This is a genomic window from Wolbachia endosymbiont of Nasonia vitripennis (assembly GCF_048054115.1).
Lineage (GTDB): Bacteria > Pseudomonadota > Alphaproteobacteria > Rickettsiales > Anaplasmataceae > Wolbachia.
The window spans coordinates 1-17,278 of sequence record NZ_JAFEVF010000010.1; the positions used below are offsets into that span (position 1 = coordinate 1).

The window sequence follows — 17,278 nt, forward strand, 5'->3', positions numbered from 1 at the left end:
TTCTGTCAGTTAATTCATGCCTGTCAGATCAAATCTAAACTATTACATTTCCTAATTGCTTTGCAAGTTCTAGCAATCCCAACTTTGGTTTTAGTATTTTTTCTTGTGTTGTATTCATATCTGACACTCCTTTAAAACTTGTCTATATTTTTATCTTACTTTGTTTGCTTGTCAGATCAAGTCTAAACTATTATACAATATTATTGCTGGTATTGTAAATCTTAAGCACGCCTTTTAGTTAACCTTCATTTTAGTCACCCTCCTTTCCTTCTTTTTATCGCTTGATTCGCAGCAGGTCTTTTGCGGAATGGAAGCTTTTAAACCCAAGCATTGGCTTTATTAGTTTTTTGATAAATCTATCAACAATATTATTTAGATATTTTATTTGAAGAACTGTAATCTTCAGAAATTTCTGCATTCAAATCATCAAGAGCAGCAGTATTACTGCCGCTTTTATCAATTACAATTTTCTCAGGAAGATAGTTACTCCTGAAGGCTTTACGAAAGAATGCAAGTGCTGCAGACTTGTCTCTACTAACACACAAGAGGAAGTCTACAGTATATAAATAAACCCATTTACCGTTTAATTTAATGTAAGTCTCTCCAACTACTACCAACCTGCTTCTTTCTTTTCCTTACTGCCTCATCTATCAGTGGTGATAACCCACCTTTGTAACGTAGCATTTTGCTCCCCTTATACTCATCATTTCTTCCAAATCTCGATAGCTCAAAGAGAATCGACATTTCATGTATACAGATAACATCCGCTGAAAAGCTAAATCCTTTGAAATATGGCAACAATTTTTGATTGATACGAAACATCTTTGCTTTTTTTTAGACAATTATATCATTCTTCTTTCTACTTCCCTACAAATGCGACAGAACCCTAAAAAAGGTGGTAGTTTAACCTACCATCTCCTCTGGTTTCACTATCCTTTCAAACTCCTCCTCAGTGAGCAGTTGAAGTTTTGCTGCTGCTTCTTTTAGAGTGATATTTTCTTTATAAGCAAGCTTCGCTATTTTTGCTGCATTGTCATATCCTATATGCGTATTTAATATAGTAACTAGCATTAACGACTGATTTAGTAAATCCTTTATTCTTTCTTCGTTTGCTTTAATATCAACTACGCATTTCTCTGCAAAATTTAAACTTGTATCAGCTAAAAGTCTTATAGACTGCAAAACATTGTAAATTATCACCGGCTTAAACACGTTCAATTCAAAGTGACCATTTGAGCCACCAATTGTCACTGCAACATGATTTCCCATAACTTGAGCACATACCATAGTCACTGCTTCGCATTGAGTTGGATTCACCTTACCCGGCATGATTGAAGAGCCAGGCTCATTTTCTGGTAACATTATTTCTCCAATTCCACATCTTGGACCAGAACCAAGTAACCTTATATCATTTGCAATTTTCATCAAGCTTACTGCTACTGTATTGAGTGCTCCACTGAGCTCAACTAAAGCATCATTTGCTGCTAGTGCTTCAAACTTATTTTTTGCTGAAATAAATGGAAAATTAGTGATTTTTGCCACTTCTTTAGCAAAATCCTCAGCAAAACCCTTTTTAGTATTGATTCCCGTGCCAACTGCAGTGCCACCTTGTGCAAGTTCATATACATTGCTTAGAGTTGACTTTACTCTCTCTATTCCCTTTTTAATCTGAACTGCATAGCCAGAAAATTCCTGCCCAAGTGTTAGAGGAGTTGCATCTTGCAGATGAGTACGCCCTACTTTTATTATATCTTTAAATTCATGAACCTTATTATTTAGCGCTTTATATAATTCTTCAAGATTGGGAATAAGCAAGCGGTCTATTTGTTCTGCTACTGCTATATGCATTGCTGTTGGAAAAGTGTCATTTGATGACTGACCACAGTTTACATGATCATTTGGATGCACTGGAGATTTACTACCTAAATCACCGCCCAAAATTTCTATTGCACGATTGCTGATCACTTCATTCACATTCATATTGGTCTGCGTCCCAGACCCGGTTTGCCAAACAACAAGTGGAAATTGATTATTAAATTTACCGTCTATTATTTCCTTTGCAGCTGAGCAGATTGCATCCCCTACTCTATTATCTATGCTACCCTGCTTCATGTTAACACGTGCTGCTGCAAGTTTTACTATTGCTAGCGCTTTAATCAGGGGCTCTGGCATTTTCTCTGTACCAATTTTGAAATTTTCCAAAGAACGCTGAGTCTGCGCTCCCCAGTAATGTTCACTTGGTACTTTTACTTCTCCTAAGCTATCTGATTCTATTCTAACTTTTTTATCCATATTTCCTCATTCTAGTGTTTGACATTACCTACATATATGATTAGTTAAATCAAATTGTATTTCAGTGTCAAGTTGAGACATTTTTAGTGAAGACCTTAGAAAACTTTCAAGCCATATCTTTTGCTTCTATTATTTTTTTATTGTTATTAAGGCAATCATGCAACCTTAAGCAATAAACCTACTTTCACTCTCTATAAGGCTATTCTACTTAGAGCTTGAATAGTGAAAACATCTTTAAGCGCAGAAGCTATACCTGTGTTTGCTTTCTCTTTTTTTACTTCTACAACTGTATAACCAAAAATTGCACCTAACGCTAGACTAATGGTAGCTGATGCTGCACAAACTGCAATCGCTGCTCCCGCAGAACATGATATTGTCATACCTGCAACATAACCTATTGCACCACTCACGCCAATGCAGACGTATTTCTTCCGCAGTTCTTTTTGTATGTAACCTTTCAGATATTCTTTTACATCTAAATGCCCGTTTCTAGTAGCATAATTCAGAGCAGTGTTTTCATAGCCATCTTTCACATTAACATTTGCTTTTGCTGTTTCTATCAGGTACTTTACTACCTCTAAATAGCCACTTCCAGCAGCCCACATTAGAGCAGTTCTTCCATAGTGATCTGTTGAATTAATATCTTCTTTCTGTTTTTCTATCAGGTATCTTACTGTTTCTAATTGACCATTTTTGGCAGCTGAAAATAATCCTGCATGATTGTTAATCATTTGTGCAAATGATAATGTTTTTAGTTTAGGGGGTTGTAACTCTTGAGTATTAAAGTTTAATTGTGCTGGAACAATTTCTACTTCAAGCTCTACATGTTCTCTTGTGAAACGATCAAGTAGCCTTTCTACCTGATCAATTGTTTGAATTCTTACCTTATAATACCGCGATAAAGAATTGATTATTTCCCTGTTGTTAAGAACAAATATCACTAATTCTATTTTACCTGTTAAATCTTTAGCATAGATTGAGTATTCTATATTTAATCTATCTTGTGAAATATTTCGTATTGTCTCACTCTCTGTCCAAATTCTTACCTGTTCATTAATTCTCTTACTTACAAGAAAATTATATAATTCACTATCTTCTTCCTTCATTTTATTGAGCTCATCCTTACAGTCATACCAATAAGATGATAACTCTGGTATACAAGTAGGAAGAGGCAAGCGAGGTATTGACATATCAAGATTAGCTATTAAATGATATCTAGTTAGAAGCTTTGCTATCTCCGTATGGCCATTTACAATAGCATATGTTAGGGCAGAGAATTGACCTTTACGTTTCACATTTAAATCAGCTCCATTTGCTATTAGAAGTTGTACTACCTCAAGATGACCATGGGCAGCAGCATGAATTAGAGCAGTTATGTTTCCCGGAGATTCTGCATTAACATTTGCTCCCTCTTCTATCAAGTATTGTAATATCTCTAGTTGACCATTGTCAGCAGCCCATATTAAAGCAGTTCTCCCATAATCATCATCTATTGTATTAATAATTGCTCCACCCTGTATAGCTTGCTGAACAAAATCTAGCTGTCCTTTTTTAGCAGCATCAATTAGCTGCGCATTTAGCTGTTTTTGTGATGGCATATACCCCTCCTAAAATAAATATACAATTTAAAGCTATTTTAGCCACTATTCAAGTTTTAATGGCTAAAATTGATTGAATCACTTTTTAGTGTTTTTTTATGGTTGTTTGAGTCTAGCAAAGATGAGTCTATATCACAATCTAGTAATTCTCCTACTGCACTTAGTAAACCAGCTGTACAACCAGCTATTTTGATCTGGATGAGAGGAGATATAATTTATAACCACTCCCCTATCCTTTCTAGTTGTTTGTAGATGTTAAATCTCAGGAATTTATCAAAATAAGGAGAGGCAATGAAGGGAGTAGTATCTCTTAAATAATTAGATAAGAAATCTGGTAGAATATTCTGAAATTCATGCATTTTTTGTCTATAATCTTTCAAAGCAATAACCTTTATTTTATCATAATCAAGTTTCCAATAAGCAAGCTCCGAGACTTCTTTTTTTGTTGTGTATTCCACTGCTAAAGCTTGTAAAATTAATTGCGGGAAAAATCCTGACATAACTTCCTCATTGGAAGGTGGTGAACCAAGTTTATAGTCTATAATTGCTACTTGCCCACCTGGTAGATACTCAACTCTATCACATCTTGCTGTCAATAAAATTTCTTCTGTCATTCGAGTATCTGACCAGCTCTTATTACACAATTGTCTGGTGTGTTCATTTGCAATCAAATTTTCTGGATCCAAGTAGTCAAGCACTGGGATGACACCCTTATTCTTAGTGGAAGTTGTACAGCATCCGCGCAGTTGTGTGTCACGCGCTGGAATATGAAATATCGGATAGGAAAAGCTCTTCTCCAACTCAACTTGATTGTTTCCAGTCCTATCAAACTCAACAAAAGATTGAATTATCCTCTGCAACCTTACCCACCACATATTTGAAAAGTGGAATCGATTAGACGAGAATATTTCTCGTGCAATACTCATCAGCGACTTTTCGTTGCGTAAATATCTTGCAAAAATATTGTGTACCATAGTGCCAAACTCCAATATCGATGGCTTAAAATTTAAGTCTTTCAACTGTCTAAGGTTCAGTATGTATTCAACATAAAATGAATAAGGGTTACGAATCAGTTTTTCTACCGCACTGCAAGACATCACTTGCATTTTTTCTTCTCTGACTTTGGCTTGAGGTTTTGGCATAGGCTGAGTACATGGAACAATGCACTCAGGTGTATTTAATATTCTTAGCCAATTGCGATAAGGATATTTTGGTTCTTGTAACAGAACCTCCAAACGGCGCAATAGAATTGATTTTCTATCACTCACTAGCCTCGTAATATAAACCTTGCCGGCACCAAATAAATTGCGCAAAGTATACAAAAAGCACCCTTGCTCTTCTTGCACAGAAGGAAGGTTAAATTTTTCTCTATTCAGTGCACTCAAAAACGGATTCTGAAAATTTGGTATATCATTAAATCCAGCAAGTATTACAACTTTATTTTGATATAAGCTAAATTTATCAAAGTTATTTTCTGGAGAAAAAAACTTCCTTTTTAAAAATAATATCAGGATTTGACTATATAACTCTAAGGAACACTCAATTGCTATACCGTCACATGCATTTAAGAAATCACGAGTAAAATTACCTATTTCACCATTTAGCTCTAGAAAATTCACATTAGAAAGCACATTAACACACTGTAAATGAGCTGCTGCTATATCAGAAATAGGATAATTTATAAGATTAAGTAAAAGATTAAATATAGTTTCTAATCTACTGATAATAATTAATATATCTTCTTTATATCTTAGCTTTTTACAAGTACTAATAGCGTTGATAATATCCTTAAGACCATTTATATCAAAGCTACGCAATACTTCTATCTCAAACTCAGATAAAATACGAGTGTACTCTTCTTGAGCGTAACCAAAAGTCACTAGCCTATGTTTAAGAAGAGAAAGCAATGCCACACCGTTCCATTTTGAGTTCAAAATCTCAATACTATAAAGCAGAAGCGTCACATAAGAATAGTTTTTCGATATGGGGCACACCATACGAACTGCAAGTAATTTATCAAAAACAACCAAAGAAACGTTTTCATAACCTTCATTCTCCATAATTAGTGACGTCACCTGTGCTTCTTCCTCTCTGGAATCACAAGTGATGACTTCAATATTGCCAATATATCCATTACTAACTTTACTTAGATCGGCAGTTGTATCAAAGACATAATCTAGTTCAGGACTGCCTGTCATCCCAGCCCTCTGATTTTTAGTGTACGAACATTGTAATTTGCAGGTAATTTGAGTAGTAGATGATGTCATTCCAGTGCTTGACACTGGAATCCAGTTTCTATTGTACAGCCACCTGGTGCACTCATTTAAAGTTAAGTTTTCTGGATCCGAGTGTCTGGGCACTGGAATGACATCAGAACACGCTTCTGGCAGAAAACTTACATCCTCTCTGCCTATACTTAAATAATCGAGCAGATCTTTCAGGCAATATTGATAATGTTTTTTATCAAGTGATTGCCAATCTTTCTCTTTAATTTTCAAATTCAGATTAGGTAAAATTATCTTTCCAAATGGCAGGTCGTATACAGCTTTAATCAACAACTTATAAATCTCCTCCTTTCCAATTCCAATAAAGATCATATGCTGATCTTTCTTCAGGGAGGCTATCATATTGTTTATGTAGTCACTCTTATGCTTTAGTATATCTACTACTCCTAAATTTTTTAAAGTGTTACTCCAAGTTTTGATAAGTAAGTTTATGAAATTCTCCATTTTCTTCGAATGCTCATCAAGCTGATAACAATCCGCTATTTGGGTATATTGAAGTAATGACGGCAAACTGTAAACTAGATCGATTGGAAAACTATCATTGTGTTTTTTATTCCACTCCAATATAAATTGAATGAGTAGCAGCGTTCTCTTTGTCGGGTTAATAACTTTAACTCTATCAAGATTTAATATTAAATCTTCTTCATCAATGTTTTCTAGTGAAACTATCTCTGGCAAAATTATAGTTCTGTAATTCTTGAATGCACTCAGCAATGCTATCACATCCCTCTTGCAGGGAAGTATGATCTTTATCTTGGGAATTTTTTCTCTTTCATATTCAGAAAATATGTGCTGAACCAGCACATCAAAAAGGGACTCATTCACATTAACAGTAAAAACTCTTCCCACTAACAGTAACAATTAATACAACACTTTTATTGTATAGAAATTATTTAAAATATAAATGTGCTCGCAGTTTCTTATGCTATGATATATTAAAGTCTTTCACAATATTACATGGCAAACATCAGAATAGAAGTTTTTAATAAATGTGAACAAGTTGGCCGCAGAAGGGTAGTTAATGTTTACTTGATTTACATAAGCAAAGAATTACCATCAAAATTACATGAAGAAATTTGTGGGCTATTTTATAATAAAGTCATACAAGACTGCCGTTATTATTCCTACAATGAAAACCTTGAAGAAGTTCAATATAACTTCATAGAATCACAAGAAAAGTGGGGCTTGGAGATAAGCTTTTTACCTGGCATGACCGATAACGTAGGAAACACGGCAAAACAAATTGTTAGAGAATATCTAATTAGCAAAGGCCACATTGATGAAAGTGTTTCTATCAAGGCAAGAAGTTCAAAATTGATTCTAAGTCAAGGAGGTTTTCCAACCGAAGATGACATAAAACAGGAATTCAATCCTATTACTGAATATTGCACACTTGTCTATAAAGAAAACGGCAATTGCCATTGGAAGTATTACAGTAAACCAAATACCCCACCTGGTGTCATTACAGCGCGTGACCAGGAAAAAAAAGAATGGATTCCAGTGTCAAGCACTGGGATGACACCAGGTAATAATGGAGCAAAATCTGTCAAACTCAATGTAAGTGACCAAGAGCTTGAAAAAATCAGCAGAGATGGAATCGATGGTAATGGCACTTTAGGGCTCTCGCTGGCAGCAATGAAAGCTATAAAGGATTACTTTAAAAAACTCGGTAGAAATCCATATGATATTGAACTTGAGTCTCTGGCACAGACTTGGTCTGAACATTGTAAACACAATATTTTTTGCTCCCCTATTGATGAAATAAAAGATGGTCTATATGCTCATTATATTAAGCGTGCAACGCGTGAGATAAATTCTAACATATGCGTGTCAGTTTTCTCCGACAACGCAGGAGGAATAATTTTTGATGACGATTACTTGATTGTAGATAAAGTTGAAACTCACAATAGTCCTTCAGCTCTCGATCCGTTCGGTGGAGCAATGACTGGAGTGCTTGGAGTTAATCGAGATATAGTCGGTTTTGGCAAAGGTGCAGAACCTATCATGAATACTTATTACTTTTGCTTTGCCAAAGAATCAAAAGGCAAACTTTATAGAGATAAAGAGCGTACTGATAAAATCTTACCACCAAAATATATAATGAAAGAAGTGATTCACGGTGTTAATGTTGCTGGTAATTGCTCCGGTATTCCAACGCAACTTGGATCGGTATACTTTGACGATAGATTCTGTGGAAAGCCATTAGTTTTTGTTGGAAGCATCGGAATTATTCCACGGAATATAAATAATGCACCTTCACACATAAAAGAACCCAAAAACGGTGATAAAATCGTAATTATTGGTGGAAGAGTTGGAAGGGACGGAATTCACGGTGCAACTTTTTCTTCAGAGGCATTGTCGGGAAACAGCCCTTCAACAATTGTGCAAATTGGTGATCCTATAACACAAAAAAAATTATCCAACGCCGTCGTAAAAGCAAGAGATCTTGGTCTTTATAATGCAATAACGGATAATGGAGCAGGCGGTCTATCATCGTCCATTGGTGAAATGGGAAAAGACGGATTTGAAGTTGATTTGAGCAAGGTTCTCCTTAAAAACGATGGTATGGCTCCGTGGGAAATATGGATATCAGAATCACAAGAGAGAATGACCTTAGCAGTGCCAGAAGAAAATCTTCCTGTGTTTAAGCAAATCATGAAAACACATGATGTGGAGGTCTGTGTAATTGGAGAATTCAACAAAAGTGGCAAAGCCGTTGTTAAATGTCCCCCAGGGGCAGTAATAATGGACATCGAAACTGAATTTCTGCATGATGGTAATCCTAAAATGCATTTACAGACAAAGCCATGGTCTGGAAAATCTAACCCATACGCTGTCATTCCAGAATTCTCTCCTGTTATCCCAGTGCTTGACACTGGAATCCAGCAGGCTTTGTCTGCAAATAAATCTAAAACTTTATGTAAAAATACGTGCGATGGCAGAGTTGAGCTTGAGATAGATTACAGTGTCAAGCACTGGAATGACACCTTTGCACTAAAAGAAATGCTAAGCAGACCAAACATACGCAGCAAAGAGTTTATAGTGGTGCAATATGACCATGAGGTTCAAGGATCGTCAATACTGAAACCACTGCAAGGCAAGGGAAGAGTGTGCAGTGAAGCTGTTGTCTCGAGGCCAGTCCTTTCTTCAAACAAAGGTGTTGTAAAATCGCAGGGATTTGGCTCAAGTTATGGAGAAATTGACACTTATCACATGGCAGCATGTGCGATTGACACTGCAATACGCAACTACGTAGCTGCAGGAGGAAATATAAATCATCTAGCGTTGCTCGACAATTTTTGCTGGTGTGATGCTTATAATCCAGAAAGGCTGTGGCAACTAAAGAGAGCTGCAGAGGCTTGTTACAACTTTGCAACTGCATTTAAAACACCATTTATATCCGGAAAAGATAGTATGTTTAACGACTTTAAGGGATATGATGAAAATGGCGAGAAAGTGATGATATCTGCACCACCTTCACTACTCATTTCAGCAATTGGAGTTATAGACAATATTGAAAATGCGGTATCGCTTGATGTGAAAATGCCAGGGGACTTGATATATGTGCTTGGTACAACCCACGATGAGCTTGGTAGATCTGAATATCAGTTATATAGTGGAATAGATAATAACAACGTGCCAAAAGTTAATGCAAAGAGCGCTAGGAAGTTGTATGAACGTTACAACCAGGCAATAAAAGATGGCATAATTGTCTCTGCAATTGCACCAAACTTAGGCGGCTTAATTATTGCTTTGGCAAAATCGCTAATTGCAGGAGACCTTGGTGCTGAAATTGATCTTTCACTAGTACCAATAGGAAAAACACAAAATACAGACATAATAAACAAGATAATAATGTTTTCTGAATCGCAAAGTAGAATATTAGTAACCATTGCCCCGCAAAATCAGCGGAAGTTTGAAGAATTGTTTAAAGGTATAGTTTTTTCATGTATTGGAAAAGTGACAGAGGAGAAAGCTCTCAATATAAAGGATATTATAAGAATAGATTTGAAAGACTTAGGTACTAGTTTAAATAACTTTTGATTACGCTAGACAAATTTTTCATTATGTGTAATGTCTGATTAAAATAAATGCATATTATTAAATTTGGGTAGGTGATTATGTCCATTTTATCAATACTCTTGCTTATCAGTCTTTCTTTACTTAACACTTCAAATAAATTAATGATATGTGCTGCCTTATTTGTGGGAGCTACTTTAGTTGTAAACTCAATGGTTGAGTTTTATGGTAGAAGCAAAGCTACTTACAGCTTAATAGTGTGTACAGTGATATGCTGTCTTTTTAAATTGCAAAATTTTAGTTTTATGATACTGGTTCTATATACTGCAATTTTAATCTCTCTTCTCTCAAGCATAGTTGTTTTTGAAGAATTAAAGTCGAAATTGAATTTTCATATGGCAAATTTCATCACTTTAATTATAGCATCGGTCATTGATAGTACGATTATTTGTGTTGGACTACTATACAAAATTTCTGCAGGTAAATGCTTATCAATATATATTAAAGATTTAATTTTCAAGTTTTCCTATGCATCGATATTGAGTATCTGCTTGTTTGTAGGAATGTATTTATTCTCCTTGGCAAGCAAGAAGTATTTTAAGGTTTCTGCATAACCCGTCTTCTGATATAGCCAAAATAGTTTAGATTTAACTATAACCGTCATTCCGCTATTTGTTAGCAGCTTGGCAGTATAATGTGAAAAGCTCTTATTCGGATAGCGGTTCTAAAATCAAAGTAATTGGAAACTGTTAACTTAAGTTATCCTTTAAGAGAGCTAGTACAATTTTTTACAGGTTTCATACATGATAAGAGTTTTATTTTTAGCTAAACCAATTGAAATAAGCTATAAAATCTGTTAAAGTCAGCTTTGTGCAAGCACCCTTAGCTCAGTTGGATTAGAGCATTTGACTACGGATCAAAAGGTCGGGCGTTCAAGTCGCTCAGGGTGCACCATATTTTATAGGAAATAGAGGTCATACTTGAAATTCATATATGTAATACCTATCTTTAAAGGTAAAATACTGAGCTATTATATATGAACAAAAAAGACTACTATGATCTGCTAGAAGTGAGCAGAAATGCTAGTACTGACGAGATAAAAAAAGCATATAAAAAACTAGCATTAAAATATCATCCTGACAGAAATCCTGGTAATAAGGAAGCAGAGGAAAAATTTAAAGAAGTAACAGCTGCATATGAAGTTCTATCTGACTCTGAAAAAAGAGCAGGTTATGGTCACGATGGTGCTTCCGGTGGATTTGATTTCAGCCAAGCTGGAGGGGATTTTAGCGATATATTTAACGATTTTTTTGGTGGAGGATTCGGCGGCAGTACAAGTAGGTCAAGAACAAAAAGAAGTACAACAGGAGTATCTGGAGCAGATCTGCGCTACGACCTTAAAATTACCTTGGAAGATGCATTTAAAGGAATACAAGCACCTATACATTATGTGACAAATATAAAATGTAATACATGCCAAGGCACAGGTAGCGAAGGAGCAATCAAACCAGTTCAGTGCAACACATGCCAGGGAAGCGGTAGAATTAGAACTCAACAAGGCTTTTTTACCATTGAAAGAACGTGTACTACATGCTATGGGGAAGGAGAAATAATACAAAATAAATGTAAGAAATGCGGTGGAAGTGGACGTAAAAGAGATGAAGTAAATATCTCCGTTTCAATTCCAAAAGGCATAGAAGAAGGAGCTAAGGTAAGGGTCAGTGGTAAAGGAGAAGCTGGAGCAAGAGGTGGAAAAAGCGGAGATTTATACGTATGTGTGAAAATAGCTACTCATCAGATCTTCACTCGCAATAGAGCAGATTTACACTGTAAAGTGCCTATAAGAATGACACTAGCAGTACTTGGTGGTGAAATCGATATTCAATCAATTGATGGAGCTAAAATAAAAGTAAAGGTCCCTGAAGGCACTCAAACTGGTACCAAACTACGTTGTAGGGAAAAGGGTATGCCATATATGAACTCACATGCTCGTGGTGATTTATACGTACAGGTAATAGTTGAGACTTTAAATCCAAAGAATTTAACCCAAAAGCAGATTGAGCTATTAAAAGCGCTTGAGGAAGGGGAACATGAAAGTGTAGAGCAGAAATCTGAAGGATTCTTTGGAAAAGTAAAAAAAAAATGAGAAATTTGCTAAATGATATAAAGAGGTAGCTGTCTACACTTAATTCTTTTTACCAATTTGAAAGCCTTCTCTTTTAGTGAAAAGATTTTTTTAAGTTATGCAAAAGTGATAAATTCCTTTATTTAAGGTCGAAGTTTTGCTATCCTCGCATTTTAATAATTTAAAATTAATGAACATAAACAAAAATGAGTTTTTATTTCTTCCTCTTGGAGGAGTAGGAAGAATTGGGATGAACGTTAGCCTATATCATTATCAAGGCAAGTGGATTATGATCGACCTTGGTATCGGTTTTGCAGATGAAACTATGCCAGGTGTTGAGCTACTCATTGCTGATGTAGATTTTATTGCTCAAAGAAAAAAAGATTTGCTTGGAATAATAATTACACATGCACATGAAGATCACTGTGGTGCAGTGCCTCATCTGTGGGAAGATTTGCAATGTCCCATATATACAACAAAGTTTACAGTTAATTTTCTCAAGGAGAAACTAAAGGAGTTTCGATTGGAAGGTGTGGTACCTGTGAAAGAGGTAGACATAAATGGCAGCATAAATTTGGGTCCTTTTACCGTTGAGTTTATAAATGTAACTCACTCAATTCCTGAGGCAAATTCAATATTAATTAGCACTGAAGCAGGTAGTGCACTTCATACTGGGGACTGGAAATTTGATCCAAAACCTGTTGTTGGATTAATTTCTAATATAGAGCGTTTAAAAGAAATTGGCGATAAAGGTGATCTACTTGCAGCAATTTGTGATTCAACAAACATACTGAGCAAACACGACCCTGAATCAGAAAGTGAAATTTATGATAATATTTACAATATAATAAAGCGGTCTAAAAAATTGATTGCTGTATCGCTATTTGCCTCAAATGTGGCGCGAATTGAGACTATCGCTAAAGCTGCACAAGCACTAAATAGAAAAGTGGTTTTACTTGGCAGATCTTTATGGAGAATAGTGAAAGTTGCTCAGGATAGTGGTTATTTAACTGATTCTCCTGAGTTTCTAGAAGCAAAGGAGGCAGTAAATTTTCCAAGGGAAAAGCTGGTGCTACTTTGCACAGGTTGTCAAGGTGAGCCACTGGCAGCAACCTCAAGGCTTGCTAATAAGAGTCATCAAGCATTTAAAATGCAGCAAGGTGATACCATGATCTTTTCATCAAAAATCATTCCTGGCAATGAAACTCGTGCACATAACATGCTCAATGCCTTTATTGAGATGGGAGTGGAAGTTATTACTGAAAAAACAGAGAATGTTCATGCTTCCGGACATCCAGTAAAAGCAGAGCTAAGGGAAATGTATTCTTTGATAAAACCTAAGATAGCTATTCCAGTTCATGGTGAGTATATTCATACGGATGCACATGTAAAGTTCGCTAAAGAGTGCGGTGTGAAAAAAGCAATAATGATTGCACCAGGTGATATTGTTAATTTGGAGAATGGAGAAAAAGTTAGTTCAATTGATGTTGACTACTTTGGTATTGATGGTATGTTGCTACGCCATCCAGAATGCAGCGTTATAAAGATGCGTGAGAGAATGAGAGATGCTGGGGTTATTGTAGTAACAGCAATTGTGAATAAGAAAAACAAATTGCTCGCTAAGCCAAAAGTATTTGCACCTGGTGTTTTCGAAGCGCAAGAAGATGCAGCCATTATGCAAAAGATCATAGAGAAGGTTGAGTCAGCATTTAGTCCACAACCGATAAAAAAAATAAGAAATAAGATTGAAAGTTCAATATTTAGTATCTTAAAGGAATATTTACTAAAAAGACCTATAATTGAAGTCCAAATAGAACAGGTATAGAAATATACCTCTTTTTATTAACCATTATTTGAGTAAGAAGTTAACAATGTATTCTTTGATGTTATTTCAGCATGCAATACTGGAATCCGTAAAAAAAAATCAGTGTCAGATCACACAACTATACAAACATTGTGATTTGAATCTACCAGAAGGGTGCCATCTCAACGCCCAGGCAAACATTGTAGTTTTAGAGCAATCTCCACCAGTAGAGTGTCATCCCAGTGCTCTGACACTGGAATCCAGTTTTTCATGCAACCTTGTCAAAGACGTTTATTTTAGAATAAAACAGCTACTTTTATGCTTGCCACCTCAGTGCACTTACTTGCAGTCAAATTTCTGGATTCCAGTGTCAAGTACTGCAGAAATTGATTTACTCTACTGTCATGCAGTTTAACTTCAAAAGTAAGCTATTTGCTGAGATGACAGGAGGTAATGCAAGAAATCTAATGAAGCTATTCGTTCAACTGGTGTTATTTATTTCGTTATTTATTCCTTATTCCACAAAAGCTGTTTTATATGTTGATATAAAAAAAAGCAATATTGGTAATATTGATCTTGTTGTATCTAAATGTGCATGCAAGACAGAAGTGGAAAGTGAGCTAAGTGAAAGCATCACAAAAGTAATTGAAACAAATCTATCTAATTGTGGCTTATTTAATGTGAAACGTAACACGAAAGTTGAGTCTTGGAAAAGCGATACTGTAGTCACAGTAAGTTTAAGTGAAGTATCAAACAGAAATTTAGAGCTATCTTTTCGTTTATCTGACAGCTTTACAAACAGAGAATTACTTACTCAGTCGGTTGTTTTTCTAGCAAAAGACTGGAGGAAAATTAGTCATCTTGTTTCAGATGTGATACATGATAGATTGATTGGTGAGAAAGGGCATTTCAATACAAAAATTACATATATCGCTGAAGAAAAAGATAGCAATTACAAATCCGTCCGTAAAATTGCTGTGATGAATCAAGATGGAAGTAATATAAAGTACTTAACAAATGGTGAGAAATTTGTGTCAACACCAAGATTTTCACCAAATGGAAAGGGTATTGTTTATATCTCATACACAAATGGTAAAAGTTATATAATATTAAAAAATTTAAAAGATAACACTGAATCAATAATCAGCGCATTTGAAGGAGTTATTTCTGCACCAAGATTTTCTCCTGATGGTAAATCTCTTTTTATTTCCCACTCATTGAGTGGTGAAACAAATATATTATCTCTAGACTTAAGCAGTAAACGAACAAAAAAAATTACTAAAGGTTCAGCTATAAGTACTTCTCCCTCTTTGTCTCCAGATCAAAAGTACATGGTTTTTAGTTCTGATATAAGTGGAAGTCAGCAACTATATATCATAGATTTCACTAAAAAAAGCAAAAAACCCAAGAGAATTAGTTTTGGAAATGGAAGATATGCTACACCTGTTTGGTCGCCAAAAGGAGATCTGATAGCTTTTACAAAAATTCAGTCAGGAAAATTTTACATAGGAGTTATGAAGCCAGATGGCAAAGAAGAGCGCTTGCTTTCAGAGGGACATAAAATTGAATCTCCGGCATGGCTACCAAATGGCAGAGAAATTATCTTTACTAACGCAGAATCACCAAGCAACTCTAAATTACATTTAGTAGATTTAGTAAAGAAAAATCAAAAAATGGTTTTTACTCCAACGAATGCTTCTTTACCAGATTGGTCTTATTTTTGAAAGTAGATCTATAAAATCGGTATAAATCTTGCTTTATCTTAATCGTTTATAACCTTCGGTACTACGAAATACCCATGCTCCGATTTTGTATTGGATAATATTTCTTCTTTAATGTTTTGAGAATTTATAATATCATCGCGTACATGGACATCCTTATCTATAGTTCCATAACGCATAGGAGAAACACCTTCAGTATTAACTTTCAACAAAGTATCATGTATCCAATCCAGCATTGTCAGTTCTTTTGAGTAGTATTGAATCTCATCATCGGATAACTTAATCCTCACAAGCTGTGCAGTTTTAAGCATTTCTTCCTTAGTAATTGTTATTTTTCTCTTATTTGCAAATTCTATTAACGAAGTGATAACATCTTCTGTTGATCTAGCTGGCACTTTTACCTCCTTGCATAAAGCAAATTAAAATATTTGCAATTGAAACAACCTCTATCTTATCATTTTTTTCAAATTTGTGAAATACGGTGTCCGTAATTACTAATTTATCCAGAGAAGAGGAAGAGATTTTCTCAACTGCATTTCCTGAAAGTATTCCATGTGTAATGCACGAAACTACAGACTTTGCTCCTCGGTTTTTTAAAGCAAGAGCTGCATTACATAATGTTCCGCCAGAGTCAACTATATCATCAACAATGACGCAATTTTTGTTTGCAACTTCTCCGATTACATTCATTACCTCAGATGTACCTGCTTTTTCTCTATATTTATCTACTACAACAATATCATTATCCAACTTGTGTTTTTCCTCTAAAATCTTTGCAAAAGCACGAGCTCTGCCAATTGCTCCAACATCAGGCGCAACTATTGCCAAGTTTTCCTTGTATATAGAGTTAACAAATACTTCAAAACAGCTTAGATTAGTAACTGGTATATCAAAAAAACCTTCAATTTGACTTGAATGCAAATCAATAGCAGCAACACTGTTTGCACCAGCTGTTTGAATAAGATTTGCAGTTAATTTAGCACTTAAAGCAGATTGCATATTATTGTTTTTAATAACCCTATCCTGCCTACTGTATCCGTAATAAGGAATAATAGCTGTTATTCTCTTGGCTCCAGATCTCTTTGCTGCATCAATTGTAAGCAGAAGCTCCATAAGGTTATCATTTACAGGGGAAAAAAGAGATTGTACTATATATACTTCTTGATTACGTAGATCATTTGCTACTTCTACATTTACCTCACCATCGGCAAATCTTGACACCTGATTGGGGAATAGCTGAGCATTTAGCCCACTTGCTATTGAATCTCCTAATCGTTTACTAGCGCTACCTATTATTACCTTCATATATACCAATTAAGTTTTGAAAATTATACAGAAACCATGGAATGATTAAAACTTTATTCTTGCCGTCAAGTAGCTCATAGAAAAGAAAAAGTTACTCGAAACATTTCACTAGCTTTCTTATCATGATA

10 protein-coding genes, 1 tRNA gene and 1 pseudogene are annotated in these 17,278 nt (G+C 35.3%); 6 read left to right on the forward strand and 6 right to left on the reverse strand.

The window, feature by feature from the left end:
* Positions 1-301: 301 nt before the first annotated feature.
* The 4 genes and pseudogenes from JR053_RS02520 to JR053_RS02535 all read right to left on the reverse strand — a co-directional run.
* Positions 302-822: pseudogene (locus JR053_RS02520) on the reverse strand (IS6 family transposase); the annotation flags it as partial.
* A gap of 81 nt (positions 823-903) precedes the next feature.
* The gene (gene fumC, locus JR053_RS02525; RefSeq protein WP_010401666.1) at positions 904-2,292 is read right to left on the reverse strand and encodes a class II fumarate hydratase; all 1,389 of its coding nucleotides are present in this window, start codon (positions 2,290-2,292) and stop codon (positions 904-906) included.
* 191 nt (positions 2,293-2,483) lie between these two features.
* Positions 2,484-3,890, reverse strand: coding sequence for an ankyrin repeat domain-containing protein (locus JR053_RS02530; protein WP_010401668.1), 1,407 nt, complete (start codon positions 3,888-3,890; stop codon positions 2,484-2,486).
* Positions 3,891-4,105: 215 nt separating this feature from the next.
* Positions 4,106-7,024 carry a PD-(D/E)XK nuclease family protein gene (locus tag JR053_RS02535; RefSeq protein WP_416603451.1) on the reverse strand — a complete coding sequence of 973 codons (2,919 nt, stop codon included), beginning with the start codon at positions 7,022-7,024 and terminating at the stop codon, positions 4,106-4,108.
* A gap of 108 nt (positions 7,025-7,132) precedes the next feature.
* Between JR053_RS02535 and JR053_RS02540 the strand changes: the two genes are divergently transcribed.
* The 6 genes from JR053_RS02540 (at position 7,133) to JR053_RS02565 (ending at position 15,848) form a co-directional block, all read left to right on the forward strand.
* A complete protein-coding gene (locus tag JR053_RS02540; RefSeq protein ID WP_416603437.1) occupies positions 7,133-10,219 on the forward strand; it encodes a phosphoribosylformylglycinamidine synthase subunit PurL in 3,087 nt (1,028 codons plus the stop codon).
* A 77-nt stretch (positions 10,220-10,296) separates the two neighbouring features.
* Positions 10,297-10,809, forward strand: a complete 513-nt coding sequence (locus tag JR053_RS02545) for a membrane protein (protein WP_010401691.1) — start codon at positions 10,297-10,299, stop codon at positions 10,807-10,809.
* Positions 10,810-11,071: 262 nt separating this feature from the next.
* Positions 11,072-11,149 (forward strand) — tRNA-Arg (locus tag JR053_RS02550).
* Positions 11,150-11,231: 82 nt separating this feature from the next.
* Complete coding sequence (gene dnaJ / locus JR053_RS02555; RefSeq protein WP_010401695.1) at positions 11,232-12,341, forward strand: molecular chaperone DnaJ; 1,110 nt, start codon at positions 11,232-11,234, stop codon at positions 12,339-12,341.
* 169 nt (positions 12,342-12,510) lie between these two features.
* On the forward strand, positions 12,511-14,145 hold the full coding sequence (locus tag JR053_RS02560) for a ribonuclease J (RefSeq protein ID WP_010401701.1): 1,635 nt from the start codon (positions 12,511-12,513) through the stop codon (positions 14,143-14,145).
* 446 nt (positions 14,146-14,591) lie between these two features.
* Positions 14,592-15,848: a Tol-Pal system protein TolB gene (locus JR053_RS02565; RefSeq protein WP_029237604.1), complete on the forward strand. Its 1,257-nt coding sequence runs from the start codon at positions 14,592-14,594 to the stop codon at positions 15,846-15,848.
* A 38-nt stretch (positions 15,849-15,886) separates the two neighbouring features.
* On the opposite strand, the gene gatC is transcribed toward JR053_RS02565, so the two are convergent.
* The gene (gene gatC, locus JR053_RS02570; protein WP_010401704.1) at positions 15,887-16,240 is read right to left on the reverse strand and encodes an Asp-tRNA(Asn)/Glu-tRNA(Gln) amidotransferase subunit GatC; all 354 of its coding nucleotides are present in this window, start codon (positions 16,238-16,240) and stop codon (positions 15,887-15,889) included.
* Positions 16,230-17,150 carry a ribose-phosphate diphosphokinase gene (locus JR053_RS02575; protein ID WP_010401705.1) on the reverse strand — a complete coding sequence of 307 codons (921 nt, stop codon included), beginning with the start codon at positions 17,148-17,150 and terminating at the stop codon, positions 16,230-16,232. The genes gatC and JR053_RS02575 overlap by 11 nt, the downstream gene beginning before the upstream one ends.
* Positions 17,151-17,278: the final 128 nt, after the last annotated feature.